The sequence below is a fragment of the Paenibacillus sp. JT22N7 genome (assembly GCF_059383875.1).
In genome coordinates, this window is sequence record NZ_JBXENY010000005.1 from 1 (window position 1) to 16,436 (window position 16,436).

Genomic DNA, 16,436 nt, shown 5'->3' on the forward strand with positions numbered 1-16,436 from the left:
ATCAACCGCATCCGTTTTCACTTTGCGTAGACTTGATTTCTTGGCTTGATGTGAAATGAGAGGGTTTACGACTAAGAACAAGATGCCGTGCTCCTCTAAATACTGTATAACGGCTTGGTGATAGTGGCCCGTGGATTCCAAAATAACAATCGGGGCCTTTTCAGCCTTAATCTGCACGTTGGTAATGACGTCTAGAAGCTGCTTAAGACCATCTTGATTATGCTGAAAACAAAATGGATGTCCAAAGGGCTGGCCTTTGTCTAAGAAAACTTGTCCATCACTTTTACCTTTTGAAATATCCAGGCCAATGACTGGATTCATGAAAAACTCACCCTCTCATGTATATTGCCGGCACCCCTAAGCACTGCTCATAGTTCCATAACATCGCTTGTTATGCGAGATCTGTTCGTCTCAACCAGCTTAAACATGGTTTCTATAAGTAGGGGGGCGATCAGTTTTAGCGACGGGTTACGGACCCAGGGGAACGACCGATCTGACCCGGCTACTGACAAATACACCACCAAAATAAAAAGTGGTCAACCAGTAATAACTGGCTGACCTCATAATACGATAAGTAGGGGGGCGATCAGTTTTAGCGACGGGTTACGGACCCAGGGGAACGACCGATCTGACCCGGCTACTGACAAATACACCACCAAAATAAAAAGTGGTCAACCAGTAATAACTGGCTGACCTCATAATACGATGGGAACGATAGTTAAACATAAAGGGTTCCACATATTAGTCATGCATAATATGTAGAGCCCTTTATTTAACTTGATTTTTTTAAGTTTAGGTCTTGATAATTTTCAGTCTAGTACTATATTTTCCTTAGACAACCGAACTGTTTTTTTGTTTTTTACACTGTCCACTTGACAGGGAGCACTTCACTTTGAATGGAACACCACTAAATTGTGTAACTTCCTCGGGCTGAACCCATATGACTCATGATCATTTCGGCGGCCCGCTTGTAACCGCCAGCCTGGCGTAAAGATTCACCGATGAGGTAAGCCTGCCGTTTATAATGTGAATTGTGTAGGACTTCTGTTAACGCCTCTCTCAAATCAGTTGCACTGAGGTTATGTTTATTCAAAGTAATACCCGCGCCCAACTCCTGTACCCGATCTGCAACAAGAGGCTGATCTGACGTTAATGGGATCATCACCATCGGAACGTTGTAATATAGCGCCTCACTCGTGCTGTTCATTCCAGCATGTGTAATAAAAACATCTGTATGCTGCAGCATGTCCAACTGTGCAATGTATGGCTTGACGATAAAATTAGGAGGAATTTGTTCCGTCAGCGGCTCCATATCCGTGTATTTCCCTGAAGATAGAACAACATTCACGGGTAGATCCCCTAATGCTTCAAAGCAAAGCTGATAGAAATCCAAGTTCTTATTTAAAATCGTACCCATGGCAATGTACACGGTTTGAGGGTACCGTTCACGAAGCAGCTCGAACGAGAAGGCCGGAGCATCTTGACGTGTTATGATCGAAGGACCAGTGAAAATAAAACTATCATCCAGCTTTTCTGCCTGCGGCTGAAAATAACGGCTGGTGTACACGAGCTTTAACTGACCTGCATGTGCCGGAATCTCTTCCATGGCTGGAATACTCACTTGAAACTCTTCGGATAACTCAGTTGTTATCTTCATCGTTGTCTCATAAAGCTCCTTCGTCTCCGTCTCATTAAGGTCTGATCCAGACCCGAGAGGCTCTACAAAAGCAAAGGAGGCAATCGAACACACCGCGGGAATTCCCAGTTTTTCTGCAAGAATAGTCCCTCCCCATCCCATCAGGGAATCAAAGATTATATAGTCAAACTTTTGATTCTCTATTACTCGCAGCACATTGGGGATGATCCTCCGAATGATACCGCTTACCATCATATAAATGAACTGATAAGAATGCTTGTACTCCTGGGGTTTCAACACCGGATCATGAGAGAAGGCATCTTGTGGAAATGGATAGGTAAGTATCTGGGCACCAGTTTGTTCAATTCGGGAACGATACTCCTCCGTGCACACATAGATGACTTCCTCACCATTGTTCGTCAACTGAGTAACTAATCCTAACGACGGATTCACATGTCCTTCAGCTGGAGTAATGACTACTAATACACGTGCCATCTTATCCACCTCCCAATGCAATTTGTCCCCCGTTCTTCGTGATGTATTTAACGACGCGGCCGTCATCCGTTACATGGAAATGTTGTCCTTCACCTGGCTGATCGGATGATGTTCTTGATGAACGAGTTTGTTAATTCGTAGTGCTGCCAAGAAACTTAACAAGACCAATAGTAATTGCAGTGTTAACACGATCAAAACGCCTGTCGATATGCCCCATTGTAAAGTTTCGGACAAGGCAATCAGAGCGCCACCAACTCCAATGTTTACTCCCATATAGAAGGAATCCACAAATTGCAGATTCGCGGACATTTCTCCCTCTTTCCTGGGCATGGCATGTTGTAAAGCAATGGCTGCAGTAGTAGGGTTGGCCAATCCAACACCGAACCCTGTAATCATTTGCGAGAGAAGGATGAGTATAATTCCACCGTCCGTCAAAATAAGAGCCAGGATCACGAGTACAGTTCCAGCGATCATAATCCCAATGCCGGTCATGACTCTGCCCTTTCGGGCAAGACCTTGATCTCGTGCATCAAGCTTGGCTTGCAACCACGCTGCGGCGGACCAGCTCAGAGAACCTGCTGCTACAAGAAGGCCAGCAAGGTCAGCTGATAACCCCTTCACTTCGGTTAGTGCCAAGATCACAAAACTTTCCGTTGTAAAATAACAAGCAACATATAGCCCTCTGGAAACCAAAGTAGCAGGCAATCCTTTTTTTACCGAAAAAGTGCCCACAGGCAGCAGTTTACGCATTGGTGGGATCATGACGACTAATCCACCCAAAGTGAGTACTATGCCTTTCCAATCGGTTATCATACCAAGTCCTGTGAGTAACAGCCCCGTTCCAACGGCAAGTAGAATCGCATAAATAATCTTCGAGTCGGTTGCTCGCGCTGGACCTGTCAGATCTTGCCGAAGCTGCAAATCACGGAAAGAGCGGAATGTAAGACTGAGCGCCAATCCAATCAAAGGTAGAACGATCCAGAAAACATATCGCCACGAGATATAGGAAGCAATAAGGCCTGCTACATAAGGCCCGATCAAGGAAGGCAGTACAAATGCCATGGAGAATGCGGCCAGGATTTGAGTACGAAGTGCATCTGGATAATGCAATGTCACACAGGTATAAACGCATGTGATCAGGGCCCCCGCTCCAAAACCTTGAAGGGCTCTTCCGGCAATAAGCATGTGCATATCGAAAGAAATAGCGGAGACCACAGTTCCTAGCACAAAAACACTAAAAGATACCAGCATGGATGTAAAAACACCGCGCTTGTCAACCTGCTGACCCATAACCAAGGTTCCAATAAGCTGAGATAACAAAAATGCGCTGAAGATCCAACCGTATAAATGAATGCCCTCTAAACTTTGTGCCATTTTCGCGGCAATAGTCGTGATAGCCAGTCCTTCGAAAGCTACGGTTGCCAGAACCAGCATAATACCAATTGTAGGCGCCCTGTACTGAGCATCAAAAATCCCAATCTGATTGTTGTTTGTCTTCCACACCTCCGTAATTTGATGGTTATTATGGTAAATTAAACCTCTTATCATTCTGAATATACATTAAGCATTCCACTTTGTAAAGTTAAATGTTTAAAAAGTGGGGTCGTGCTCAAGAATATGATCCACATATTCAATAGGAGATTTTGCTTGAAAATATGCCATTTTCATTACAGTCAATTTGGAGAAGTTCATCCTGTAAGATCCAGGCATCTGTTTTTTCAACAAAGAAATGAAATCCTTCAATGGATTGAACCAATGCGGGATCGACCGGTGTAGCACTCGCATTTATGCCAATCGTAAAAGCATCTGAGCCTCCGATATATTTTGCATAAATCCTTACATATTGCCCCTCTTCCAATTCCCATTCATTCTTAAATGAATCGCTCGCTTTATCAGATACTACAAAAGAAATCATTGCTCTGCACTCCTTCCTTCAGTTCAATCACATTTTTTTACTTCGCCACGATAATTGGCCATTCTGAAACTGGCCCCGCATCCACACGAAACTTTAGCATTTGGATTATTCATGGTGAATCCGCCTAGCATTCCACTTTCTTCATAGTCAATCTCAAGACCATCAATAACACAATGTCTTCTTCTGCCTGCTGCTCATCCACGATAAGGGTATAAGATAAACCACTGCTTCCCCCTTCATCATCGCCTGCTCTAAGGAAGGCATTTTGGATATTCGCACTAGGGCGTGTCAGAATTGTTCTTTTGACCAAGTTATCATGTTGAAGACCCTTTAAACGTCTGGAGAGGATCATTTCGGAAATGGAAGGAATGCTTTCGAAAATTTCACCGAATTTCTTCGGACCTTGAGAAAGGGTGCATAAAATATGGATCGTCCATTTCGTTCCGATGATGCGATAAGCTGTAAATATTTTATTCGGATCTTCAGTGAACAATGGTCTGTACACCCACCTTCTTATTCATCAGCATTCTTTAAAATGTATTTTTAACCGCTACACATCCTTAATGACGTGTAACGGTTTTTTTCATATTAGTGGCGTTACGAATTATTGAATTTATCTCTGATTTGGCGGATATAGATAAGTCTACTGGAAGTGCTTTGCTCAGTATCATGGTCGGATCGCTTGTGCTGGCACGTTCCGTTGATGATCTCAGCATGAGCGATAGCTTCCTTGCTGCAGGAAAACAATCGCCAAGAATTTACTGAAACATTCAATACCTACGTACGATGATAAAAAATTGACTTAATGCCTATGATACAGAGAATAATTTTCTTAAATCATCGTTACTGTTAAAAAAAGAGAAGAGACAAATATCACTTTTCAGTCGATATTCGTCTCTGTCTTTAGCTGCTATATTTAGTTTTAGTTTTATAATATTCCATATATTGGTTACAAAATAGACAAGAAACTGTATGTTTTCCATGAATGATTTTGCATCATCATAGATAGGCGGATTACACCAATGTTCGACCATCATGTCGCATAGTTCTTTTGCACGCTCCTGCGATTGGAAATGTAAAAGGAGTTCAGTAAATCTTCTGGCGTCTTCGCATTTCCACTTTTGAAAACCCGCTTAATCACTTCATAAGATATAGGTCCGTTTTCATATACAACTGTTCCGTAAAAATCGAGAAATATTACTTTTATTATCGTTACCTCCATGTTTTATTTTGAAAATTCTATACCGATCTCCGCATCGAAGCCAAATTCACCCCCTGGTAAACCTTGTCGAGGAATTATGATAGACAGCCGCTGCATCCACTACTTTCAGAAAACGTAAAGCGTTCCTGTAGTCTTCATCCCTTCTTGAGTCAAATATGCTTTATGAATCACCTCAGACATGGAGTAACTCGTTCTTTTGAAGAGCCTTCATGTAGTTTTCTAAACTTATAAACCCATATACGAACTCTATCTTAATCTTGTATTCTAAACTTTTCAGTAATTTGTCTGTACGTCCACTTAGCTTCTTCATCTAAACGTAAGGCCTCTTGCCTTTTTTCCTTTGTGTATGATTTATTTGGCTGCTCTATCTTCCTCATAAAAAAATACACCCCCTAAAGTATCATCGGATTCCCATACGGGTTTTTCCAATATCCACTTTAAGGGGAGTACTTCGTAGTATGGGAAGGGGATCTTGGAATGCTACTAATAGAGCTGTCTCAAAATGAATTGCGAGTTAAATGTTATCCTTGCCCTTTACTTGCTTGATAACTGCATCGTATCTGTTAATAAGTCTCCAATTGACGATCTAGCCAATTCAGCTTTCATGGCCTGCTCCGCAGAGAAATATAGAGGCTCTAAAGCAGAACTAATATTCCCTCCGATTGGACAGATAGGGTTTGGCGTACTGTGATGATAATCAAAAAGTTCTTTCTGCTCAACCGCTTCATAAACGTTTAATAACGAAATCTTCCTAGGCTCTACTGCCAAGCACCACCCTGCTCCTGTACCATGCCTTACATTGACCAGCCCCGCCTTGGATAACGTAGACAATATTCTGCGTATAAAAACGGGGTTGGTATTCACACTTTTTGCTATAAACTCTGAAGTCAAATATTCTTTTGAATGTTCTGTGGCACTGTAGGCCAACAAAGTCAATATATGCAGTGCAACGGTATAACGACTTACGACTGCCATTGATTTCCCTCCTCCATTCACGCTAGTAATGAATAGCGCCTGATTCAATATCTTGTTCTGTTACATAACAGAATGGACTTTTTCCGCAAGTTATTCTCGGCCGCATACTCAGCCAGAATAGAATCGAGTAGCCTTGTATGAGAAGCAAAGTTGCTGTGACTTCAAACTGCCCTTTTCCACTCGATTTATCATATCAGGATTTGATATCAGGTACAACGTCTAGCTGTATGAGTGGAGGCTCTCACACGGTTTGAGGTACTGTCAATCGCGGCCGCATAGATTCGATTTGATTTATACCGCAGCGATGCCTAGATTGACCAATTGACACACCGAACGTCAAAAATGCGGTTTTTGCGCTGTAATTTTGCATCGTTTGAACACAAGCCAAGTCTCACTATTCCGGAAGGAGGAGGAGGGATAGCTTATGAGGATATAGTTAATTTACGATAAAAGTATGAAAAGCAATTAGTTAATAATGCGAAGATAAATAATCCCCAAAATATATTAGCGTAAGCGATTGGGAGAGAATAATTATGTTGCCAACGCAGTGCACTAGATACCCCAGCAATACCAAATGCGCCACTTAAAAACTGTAAAAGTTGATATAGTCCTATACCAGAACTAATTTCCGATGGAGGAAGGATACGGGATATTTCATTAGAAACACTGCTTCCAAGCATCGTAAATCCAAGATTCATTAATAAAAAGACAAATATATTGGCGATCCAGAACCGAACGCCTATAATCGCAAATAGACATGTAGCTACAAGAATAAGGATTGGTACAAAGCGTAGTATACTGCTATTGCCATTGCGATCAATTATGGCACCTATCTTCCGTGAGGCAAGCATAGACAACAACGCCCCTGGAAAAATAACAAAACCCGCCTGACTGGCACTTAAATTAAAATGATTTATTAACACCTGAGGAAGTAAGTATAAGGATGAGAAATTGCACAAATAAGCTAATATCCCTATTAACGATAATGAGATATAGGTTTTGTTTATGAATAAAGAAGGTTGAACAAATGGTTTTGGCGTACGAAGTATTCGAAAAACAAATAACACTAGCCCAAGTAGACCAATACATAAAGATGACCATGATTGATTAGTCAAAAAAAGGAGTATGCCAGCGGTGCCGATGCTGATATAACAGGCTCCCTGCACATCAAACTTTCCTTTTACAAATCGTTCTTTCGGTATTAGTCGAAATAGGAGAGGGACAAGTATCAATGTTAAAGATGAAATAGCAAAAAGGTATTGCCAACCCAAAAATTCTACGACAAATCCACCAGTAATCGGTCCAAGACCAAGACCAAGCGAAACGGAGGACATAATAATGGACATTGTTTTCCCTCGCCGCTTAATGGGCACATATCTGGTTAAGAGAACGATGGATAAAGATATAATAGCCCCAGCTCCAGCAGCTTGCATTATTCGGGCGATTAATAATACCCAAAAGTGATGACTAAAAAAACCTACAATAGAAGCAATTCCAGTAGTTATGAGGCTAGTTGTAAACAATAAATGGATGGGAACAAAGTCTGACAGCCTGCTATATGTAATCGAGGCAATAGCAAACATGATTGAATACCCTGTTATTGCTAAAGATATCGTTGATAAAGGCAATTCAAAAAAATGAGATAAATCTGATATGGCCAGATTGAACATAGCAGTGTTCATGATGACGAGCACAACTGCGAAGCCCACTAAGAATATAATCAGCCCTTCTTTTGGAAGAGCGGCCTCCATTTTTTGTGTAACAGGCTGGTTGGCTTCATTTGTGCTCATCCAATTTCTCCTTATCCAACGAGAAAAGCCCTGCTCACACAGGGCTAATGCTCTTAGTTTAAATGTTTTAAGATTTCGCTGTCGTAGGTTGTCCAGTCCGAAAAACGGGCTTCACTAACTTGTCGCACCCACAGTGGATTCGCTAGCAACGACCTTCCGATTGCGACCAAATCCGCCTCGTCCTGCCCCAGTATTTCCTCAAGCCGCTGGATTTGTTCCGTCTGCTCCCAAAAATCTTTTTCCAAGGCTACCGAGCCTACAGTTATAGTGGGCAGTCCTGTCAATTTCTTGGTCCATCCAGCCAGATTCAGTTGGGAATTCTCAAACTCCGGCTGCCAAAACTGTCGGGTGGAAGCATGAAATACATGGACCCCTGCATCGACTAGCGGGCTGAGGAATTGCTCCAGTTGCTTCGGTGTTTCTACCAGCTTGGCTTCATAATGATTTCCTTTCCATTGCGAGAAGCGGAACAGGATCGGAAAATCGGAACCAACGGCTTGACGGCATGCCTGAACGACCTCAGCCGCAAAGCGGGTACGGCTTATGAAATCCCCACCGTATTTGTCCGTTCTTCTATTGGTTTTTGCCCAGAAAAACTGATCAATCAAATAGCCATGTGCTCCGTGAATTTCAATTCCGTCAAAACCAGTTCGCTTTGCTGCGGCAGCAGCCTGCGCATAGGCCGACACCAAATCTGCGATTTCGCTTTCAGACATTGGTTCGTTAACTTTATTGCCATCGGCATCCAGACCCGATGGACCGATTGGTAATGCCTCCGGATTGGGCAAGCTTCCTATTTTTCTTGCGGTTCCCAGGTGCCATAATTGAGGAACAATTTTCCCACCCTCTTCATGGACAGAAGCAACAACCTTTGCCCACCCTTTGAGCGCCTCCTCTCCGTGAATATGCGGCCAATTTGGACTGGCCGATGCAGCGGGATGATCAATAAGGGTTCCTTCTGTTATAATCAGACCTACACCGCTTTCCGCATGGCGACGGTAATAGGCTGCTACATTTTCATCAGGAACCCCATTTTCAGAAAAACCTCTTGTCATAGGAGCCATGACAATCCGATTTTTTAAGGAGAGGCCGGAAATCTCAACCGGCTTGAATAAGCTATCTCGTACTGACTTTAAACGTTGATCTACCATTTTTCATGTCATCCTTTCGTTTCCATAAAATCAGATCCATTCGGAATTAAAAAAAAGAGCAATAAAATAGCTATATACTATAACTGTGGTCGTTCATAAATCGCTGAAAAAATTGACGGGTTCTCTCTTCCTTAGGCTGATTGAACAAGAGCTCCGGCGTTCCCTCTTCGATGATCTTCCCGTCTGTCATAAAAATTACATGATTTGCGACTTCACGAGCAAAATTCAACTCATGCGTGACGATCATCATCGTAATCCCTTCTCTTGCAATGTTGCGAATGACTGCTAGCACTTCCCCTACAAGCTCGGGATCAAGCGCAGAGGTAGGCTCATCGAACAAAATAATTTCCGGATCCAGTGCAAGTGCCCGGGCAATTCCTACACGCTGCTGCTGACCGCCTGAAAGCTGGCTTGGATACGACTCCAATTTATCGGACAGTCCTACCTTTTCCAATACGGCTGCGGCTTTCTCCTTCGCTGCGGTTTTACTTTGTTTCTGGGCGACAATCAGGCCTTCCATCACATTTTCCAATACGGTCTTATGCTTAAACAAATTATAATGTTGAAACACCATGGCCGTTTTTCGGCGTAATCGAAGCACCTCCCGTTTGGTTGGTTTTTGGCAGGAAACCATCGTATCCCCAACCGTAACCACGCCCTCATCCGCCTTATCTAAAAAATTGACGCAGCGAAGCAATGTGGATTTTCCTGAACCGCTCGGGCCTAGAACCGTCGTGACTTCTCCTGTCTGCACCAAAAGATCAATACCCTTCAGCACCTCATGTTTACCGTATGATTTGTGCAAGTTTGTCAATTTGATCATGCTACTCCCCCGTCGCTATAACTCTTCCAACGTTTCTCCAAGACAGCCGCAATTCGTTCAATGAACAATACAACTCCCCAGTAAATCAACGCCGCAGCCATTAGCGGTTCAAGGAAGCTCCACTTTTGGCTCCCCAACATCATCGCGACTCCGTTGATCTCCAGTAGAGTGACCAAATAAGCCAAAGAAGAACCATGCAAAATACCTACTATTAAGTTGCATATCCCAGGAATACTGGCGCCAAGCGCTTGTGGAAAAACAACTCGATAAACCGCCTGAAACGTCGTCATCCCGACTGAGTATGCCGCTTCCAACTGCCCCTCCGGTACGGCCATAAATCCTGATCTAATAATTTCTGACATATATGCTCCAGCCGTAAGAGACAAAGCTGCTATGACCAATGCAGTCAATGGAATATCTTTGGAGTAAATTCCCCAATGATATTGAGTCGCTATCACATCCCAAACCATAGGAAGGCCTAAATATACAATGTACAAATGCAAGACGACAGGCGTTCCCCTTGTGAAAGATACATAGAACTCAGCGAGTGGATGAAGAATCACTGTTTTTTTCAAACGAATCAAGGCCACTGTCAGCCCAACGATTAAACCGATGACAATTGACGAGATGGTAATATACAAGGTAAGCGGTAAGGCACCAACAATTTGGTTCAAAGCTTCCCAAAAAAATGAAAAATCGAAAGTAATCGATGCCACCTCCCGAATGTTAACGTACGGACAGCTATTAGAGGTCTGACTTTCACTTCTTCGCCGCGTACCATTCCTGCAAATATTTTCCCATCGTCCTAGCGATCGCTTTCATCCCGCCAACACCAGCAATGGCTTCCGCTTCTGAATTATAATTCGTATTCGTATTGATATCGTACGTATAAGCGGTTCCCTCTCGATCCGTAATAAATTCTATACCGGCAAAGCTAATGCCGTTTTTCTTTAACATTGCTTCATAAACCGGGATAAGCGGACTTTCAAACGACTCTAAGACTTGAAATTTCGCTTTAACTGCCTGACCAGGCGCCGGGCAAAATCTGTCGCCAATTTGGCATGCATCGGCTGGGCACAGCTCGAAACCTTCGGACGTATCGACACGGACAGCGTAATAAAATTTTCCATCGATAAATTCACATCGGGTAATATATTGCTCTTCGTTATGAATGTACTGCTGCAGCAGTGTAATCCCGTCGATTGGTTCTTCGAACGACGGACTATTCACATACCGTTCCAGATCTTCATACTTGTCGAACAGGTAAACACCCAGCCCTTTACCTGCCCGATTATGCTTGGTTATGAAAGGACGATAAGGGAAACGGCTTGCTTCTTGCAACAGCTCTTCCTTGCCGACCGCTGCAACAGTAAAAGGAATTTCCACCCCATAGGAACGCAGTTCCAGATATTGTTTGATTTTGCTAAGCTCCAGTTCAAGCGCACGGCTCTCGTTGAGCACCTTACGACCATGATGCTCAAGCCAAGCCAATACATTCGATGTATATTCAGGAGCAAAGCGATGTCCTCTCGTATGGGAAGAAGCACTCATCCGATTGTAAAAAACCCCTTGGGGAGGAGCTTGACTGATGTCGAGCACACCATGATCGAGATGCCATAATTCATACGGGATATTTTCTTCTTCCAACGCTTGTTTTAAAGGTTCGACCCAGCTATCATTCTCATGTATCACATACGCTTTTGCCATTATTGTGACATTCCTTTCAGTCCGCACTTCCACTTTGTATGCTGACTCTCCGGCGTGCGGACTACCTATTTCAGCTGCTTGTCATGATACGTGTATATCGTTGCATTTTATGCTCTATGCGCGCGAACACATATTGAAGTGTCAAACAGATGATATAATAAATAATCGCTAAGCTGATATAAACTTCAAGCAACCGATAAGAAACGAGTCCGATTGCTTCTCCACGTCCCATCATATCCATCACTCCTACGGAAAAAGCGAGCGAGGTATCCTTCAGACTCGCTACTACTACATTTGACAGATGGGGCATGGCTATGCGAAATGCTTGTGGAAATACGATGCGGAAGAAGGTGCTCCAGCCTGTCATACCGACGGAAGCCGCCGCTTCAGACTGCCCCCGATCAACGCTATCGACAGCAAGCCGATAGATTTCAGCCAGAGAAGCACCGGTATTCAGCCCGAATGTAAGCACAACAAACACGGCAGGAGAGACCCTCGATAAGTCCACGCCTAGAGGTTTCAGCAATTCCGGCAGCCCATAAAAGATCAGGATGAGTTGAATAATAATTGGCGTACCCCGAAAAAAAGAAATACAGGCCCCACTCCATCCGTTCACAATCGGCCATTTGTACAGACGGGGGGCAGCTAGAAGCGCCCCCACGACGCTACCAAGAATCAATGACAAGACGAGAATCATCAATGAAACAGGCAAATAGTGTATTAAAATAAGCAAGTATTTCACAACCGATTGCCAATCAAAAGTGTTTCCCATTCATTCGACTCACCTTTTTAACATTATTGATAATCCCTTTTCAGCCATTGTTCCGCCAATTTTGTCAGCGTCCCGTCCTCCTTCATTGCTTTTAACGCTTCATCCACCGCATTACTGAACACCGAACCATCCTTTTGGCGGAAAGCGAAATATACGCCCGATTCTGTATGAAGATTTTCGCCAATCAGTTTCAATTGAGCGTTAGCATCACGATTTAAGCTTTTTGCCAGACCTGAATCGATGACCGTTGCATCCACACGACCAGACTTAAGTTGATTAACCGCATTTGTATAATCACCATATATCACTTTGATTTCATTTTGATGATCTTTATTGTATTTTTCGACAAGTGCAGCTGAACTGGTCGACGGTGGGACAATGACGGTCTTTCCTTTCAAATCATCAATGGAATGAATGCTCGTGTTGGATTCATTGACAGCCACCAATAATTCAGATGAATCATAGAATTCTTTATTGAAGAGATATTTAGTTCTTCTTTCTTCATTTTGTTCCAGATGCATCGCAATAAAGTCAATTTTTTGAGCTTCCAGACTTAAAAACAAATTTGGAAAGTCCATCGTTTCGAATTCAAACTCGTATTGCGGCAACCTTCTATCGATTTCCCGTACAACCTCCACATCATACCCAGTCAGCTTCCCAGCATCGTCAAGAAAAGATACGTTTTTAATAACGGCCGACGTCCCGACTTTAATCAACTGTGGTTTCTCTTCGTTCGATGGAGACGAGCCATTGACCGAGGTAACTGCCTCATTGTTCACTGCTCCGCATCCTGTCAGAGAAATAGCAATGATAAGAGAGATTGATAATATCAATATATTTTTGAAATTCAAAATCCTCATTCAAATTTGCCTCCAATAATTATTTTTCTACGTTATCGTTTCACACGGTTTCCGTTTGGCTGTATCGATTCTGAGGAATGGGTAAGCCAAGATTTCCACGGAAGGTATCTTTGTCATATTCAGTACGGAATAATCCCCTCTGCTGAAGGATGGGGACGACAAGGTCTACAAATTCATCAAATGCGCCTGCTTCACTTTCTCCTACAATAAAACCGTCTGCAGCTCCAGTTTCAAACCATTTCTGAATTTCATCCGCAACCTTTTCCGGAGTTCCAATAAACGGATGGCGTGGGTGTGTCACCTGCAGTGCCACTTCACGGAGAGTCCAGCCATTTTCTTTTGCTTCCCTCTTGAGACGTTCTTGTCCCCCTTTAAATGCATTACTTCCTATATCACCAATATCAGGAAATGGCTGATCTAATGGAAATTGCGCGAAATCGTAATGATCAAAGAAACGTCCCAAATAATTCAAAGTATCTTCCGGACTAAGCAGATTTCCGATTTCATGAAATTTGGCGTCTGCCTCTTCTTGCGTATTGCCCAGGATGGGCTGAATACTTGGCAAAATGGAGAGCGATTCGGGATCTCTTCCCAACTCAGATGCTTGTTTCTTCAAATCTTGATAGTAATCCCTTGCATTCTCAATAGATACCAAGTTTGTGAATATGCAATCGGCATGAGCGGAGGCAAATTTGCGCCCGATGGAAGACGTTCCCGCTTGAAAGATCACCGGTTGCCCCTGCCGTGATCTTGAAATGTTCAACGGTCCACGCACCGAAAAATATTCCCCTTTATGATTCAGCGTGTGCAACTTACCTTGGTCAAAGAAAACGCCATTTTCCTTGTCACCAATAAATGCATCGTCCTCCCACGAATCCCAAAGTCCTTTGACTACCTTAAGATACTCCTCGGCAATATGATAACGATCGTCATGTTCCGGGTGTGCCTTGCCATAATTTAATGCAGAGCCTTCCAGTGGGGAGGTTACAACATTCCAGCCCGCACGGCCTTTACTGATATGATCCAGAGAGGCCAGTTGCCTGGATATTGTAAAAGGCTCGCTATAAGAGGTGGAAATTGTCGCTACCAAGCCTACATGCTTGGTCACCGTTGCCAATGCAGACAAAATCGTAAGCGGCTCGAAGCGATTAAGAAAATGAGGTAACGATTTTTCATTAATAAATAAACCGTCCGCGACAAAGAGCAAATCAAACTTGCCCAATTCCGCCTTCTGTGCCTGATGAATGTAATGATCGATGTCCACACTTGCTTTAATATTCGCTTGTGGTCTTCGCCAAGCGACATGACTTGCTCCAACTCCGGTTAATCCTAACCCTAATTTCAATTGTTTAGTCATCTAATTTTCTCTCCTTTTTGATATTGCTTTATACCAGCAGACAGCCACTCGTAGGCCTGTATTCTTTGCTCAAATTCATGAGCTGTGGGTAAAATCATCACTTCTTCAATGTTATGAAGCAGGCTGATTTCATGAATTTTGTTAAGCAACGTCTCTTTTGTTCCATAAAGAAGGCTTGTCGGTTCGGCTTTAATTGTATAGGGTTCATTGGCTTGTTGCCCTAACCGTTCAGCAAGCTCTAGCGAAAAGATGGAAATGGTTTTTCCGCTGTCGAAGTGAACCTTGTAGGTTATTTTTTCATCAGCCAGCCGCTTAGCCTCTTCTTCGGTATCGGCAAAAAGCACCGATAAGGCTAAAATGAGCCCGGGGGTTCTTCCTTTGGAGAAGTTGAACCTTGTTCTGTATACAGATAAGGAATTCTTGAGTAATTGCTCATCTCCATTAATAAAATGGGCATATACAAAAGGGAGCCCCTGTTTGGCCGCCAGCTCAGCACTGGATTCTCCTGTCCCTAGCACATGTAGCTCGGGTGGAACGGATGGTAAAGGCTGTGCCCGGAGTCCTTCAACCCCCTCCGACTGCAAGTAAAGATCCAGATGCTCCATTTTCTCAGTAAAAGGTATCGTTTCAGAATGTACTGCTGGCGACAATGCCCGCGTAGTAACTGGCAATCCTCCAGGCCCCCTCCCCACTCCAAGATCTACCCTGCCAGGAGCCAGCACAGACAACAAATTGAAGTTCTCCGCAACCTTGTATGGACTATAGTGCTGAAGCATCACACCGCCGGAACCTATACGTATACGATCGGTTTTGGAAATCAAATGAGAAATGAACACCTCGGGAGAAGATCCAGCCAATACTTCGGAGCCATGGTGCTCTGATACCCAGAAGCGATGAAATCCCAGTTCATCCGCTTTTTGCGCCAATCTTACTGTGTTCAATATTCCCTGTGCCGGATTTTCCCCTTCATTTGTAGGACTGCGGTCCAGCACGCTCAATTTAATGGACATCTGCTTCACCTCATTTTCGATTACAAGTTTTTTTTGAGAATTACAGAACTTCCACGTTCCCCTTTTTCACTTTCAAATACCAGTTCATATCCCCGTCTTTTGTACATGTCAATCAGCCAAGGGTGGCGAGTCGAGGTTGCCAAGGTAACCGCTGATGCTCGCAAGTCCCGGCGAATGATCGCCTCTACCTCGTCAAGCAATCTTCCACCTATTCCCTTTCTTTCATAGCTGGGATCCGTAGCAAACCACCATATAAACGGGAAGTCGTACGGGTAATCTATCACTTTTCGAACCGACTCGGCCTTCGCAACTGAGACCGTAGAAATGATTACATTATCAATTAGTAAAATGTAGCACCGATTAAGATTGATATTGTTTTCCACCATGTTCAGATCTGCTGAAGCAGCCGGAAAATCAAGCCCAAGTTCGCGTATTGATTCGTATGCCCGATGCGTCAATTCCAAAATCCGTGGGGCATCTGTAAGCGTGGCTAATCTGATCACCTCTGCCATTGGGGGTCTTCCTTTCCTCTATAATTAATTAAACATATAAAAATAATCGGATTTATAAGCGCAGTGAGTGTAACTATTTCAGTTTCATTTAAGGCATAAAAAAAGAAACACCCCTCCTGTCTTTGGAATGTTTCCGCTAGTACGGTCAACATAATCGCGTAAATTATGTACTTGAAACAGGCACTCATTAATTTATTCCGATAGAACTAAT

16 protein-coding genes and 1 pseudogene are annotated in these 16,436 nt (G+C 43.4%); all 17 read right to left on the reverse strand.

Going from position 1 to position 16,436, the window contains the following annotated elements; translation table 11 throughout:
* Positions 1 to 321 (reverse strand): IS110 family transposase (locus AC50Y5_RS14415; RefSeq protein WP_494861563.1); only part of this gene is annotated, 321 nt, incomplete at its 3' end.
* Positions 322 to 907: 586 nt separating this feature from the next.
* Complete coding sequence (locus AC50Y5_RS14420; protein ID WP_494861565.1) at positions 908 to 2,131, reverse strand: macrolide family glycosyltransferase; 1,224 nt, start codon at positions 2,129 to 2,131, stop codon at positions 908 to 910.
* Positions 2,132 to 2,200: 69 nt separating this feature from the next.
* Entirely contained in the window at positions 2,201 to 3,565 is a 1,365-nt protein-coding gene (locus AC50Y5_RS14425; RefSeq protein ID WP_494862302.1) for an MFS transporter, read from the reverse strand.
* Positions 3,566 to 3,761: 196 nt separating this feature from the next.
* Positions 3,762 to 4,046: a HesB/YadR/YfhF family protein gene (locus tag AC50Y5_RS14430; protein WP_494861570.1), complete on the reverse strand. Its 285-nt coding sequence runs from the start codon at positions 4,044 to 4,046 to the stop codon at positions 3,762 to 3,764.
* A 124-nt stretch (positions 4,047 to 4,170) separates the two neighbouring features.
* Positions 4,171 to 4,539, reverse strand: a complete 369-nt coding sequence (locus AC50Y5_RS14435; protein ID WP_056038940.1) for a winged helix-turn-helix transcriptional regulator — start codon at positions 4,537 to 4,539, stop codon at positions 4,171 to 4,173.
* 735 nt (positions 4,540 to 5,274) lie between these two features.
* Positions 5,275 to 5,404 (reverse strand): annotated as a pseudogene (gene proA / locus AC50Y5_RS14440) (glutamate-5-semialdehyde dehydrogenase); the annotation flags it as partial.
* 398 nt (positions 5,405 to 5,802) lie between these two features.
* Positions 5,803 to 6,243: an Rrf2 family transcriptional regulator gene (locus AC50Y5_RS14445; RefSeq protein WP_056038957.1), complete on the reverse strand. Its 441-nt coding sequence runs from the start codon at positions 6,241 to 6,243 to the stop codon at positions 5,803 to 5,805.
* Between the two features lie 422 nt (positions 6,244 to 6,665).
* Positions 6,666 to 8,033, reverse strand: coding sequence for an MFS transporter (locus AC50Y5_RS14450; RefSeq protein WP_494861572.1), 1,368 nt, complete (start codon positions 8,031 to 8,033; stop codon positions 6,666 to 6,668).
* A 53-nt stretch (positions 8,034 to 8,086) separates the two neighbouring features.
* Positions 8,087 to 9,184: an NADH:flavin oxidoreductase gene (locus AC50Y5_RS14455; RefSeq protein WP_056038963.1), complete on the reverse strand. Its 1,098-nt coding sequence runs from the start codon at positions 9,182 to 9,184 to the stop codon at positions 8,087 to 8,089.
* 70 nt (positions 9,185 to 9,254) lie between these two features.
* Positions 9,255 to 10,007 (reverse strand): amino acid ABC transporter ATP-binding protein, encoded by a 753-nt coding sequence (locus AC50Y5_RS14460; protein WP_056038966.1) that lies wholly within the window; start codon positions 10,005 to 10,007, stop codon positions 9,255 to 9,257.
* Positions 10,004 to 10,723, reverse strand: coding sequence for an amino acid ABC transporter permease (locus AC50Y5_RS14465; protein WP_327204932.1), 720 nt, complete (start codon positions 10,721 to 10,723; stop codon positions 10,004 to 10,006). Before AC50Y5_RS14465 ends, AC50Y5_RS14460 begins: the two co-directional genes overlap by 4 nt.
* 43 nt (positions 10,724 to 10,766) lie before the next feature.
* A complete protein-coding gene (locus tag AC50Y5_RS14470; protein ID WP_494861575.1) occupies positions 10,767 to 11,714 on the reverse strand; it encodes an ATP-grasp domain-containing protein in 948 nt (315 codons plus the stop codon).
* 70 nt (positions 11,715 to 11,784) lie between these two features.
* Positions 11,785 to 12,486, reverse strand: coding sequence for an amino acid ABC transporter permease (locus AC50Y5_RS14475; RefSeq protein ID WP_056038974.1), 702 nt, complete (start codon positions 12,484 to 12,486; stop codon positions 11,785 to 11,787).
* Between the two features lie 23 nt (positions 12,487 to 12,509).
* The gene (locus AC50Y5_RS14480) at positions 12,510 to 13,346 is read right to left on the reverse strand and encodes a transporter substrate-binding domain-containing protein (RefSeq protein WP_494861577.1); all 837 of its coding nucleotides are present in this window, start codon (positions 13,344 to 13,346) and stop codon (positions 12,510 to 12,512) included.
* Between the two features lie 40 nt (positions 13,347 to 13,386).
* Positions 13,387 to 14,703, reverse strand: coding sequence for an LLM class flavin-dependent oxidoreductase (locus tag AC50Y5_RS14485; RefSeq protein WP_056038979.1), 1,317 nt, complete (start codon positions 14,701 to 14,703; stop codon positions 13,387 to 13,389).
* Positions 14,700 to 15,713, reverse strand: a complete 1,014-nt coding sequence (locus tag AC50Y5_RS14490; protein ID WP_056038982.1) for an MsnO8 family LLM class oxidoreductase — start codon at positions 15,711 to 15,713, stop codon at positions 14,700 to 14,702. Before AC50Y5_RS14490 ends, AC50Y5_RS14485 begins: the two co-directional genes overlap by 4 nt.
* A 20-nt stretch (positions 15,714 to 15,733) precedes the next feature.
* Positions 15,734 to 16,225: a GNAT family N-acetyltransferase gene (locus AC50Y5_RS14495; protein WP_056038984.1), complete on the reverse strand. Its 492-nt coding sequence runs from the start codon at positions 16,223 to 16,225 to the stop codon at positions 15,734 to 15,736.
* Between the last annotated feature and the right edge of the window lie 211 nt (positions 16,226 to 16,436).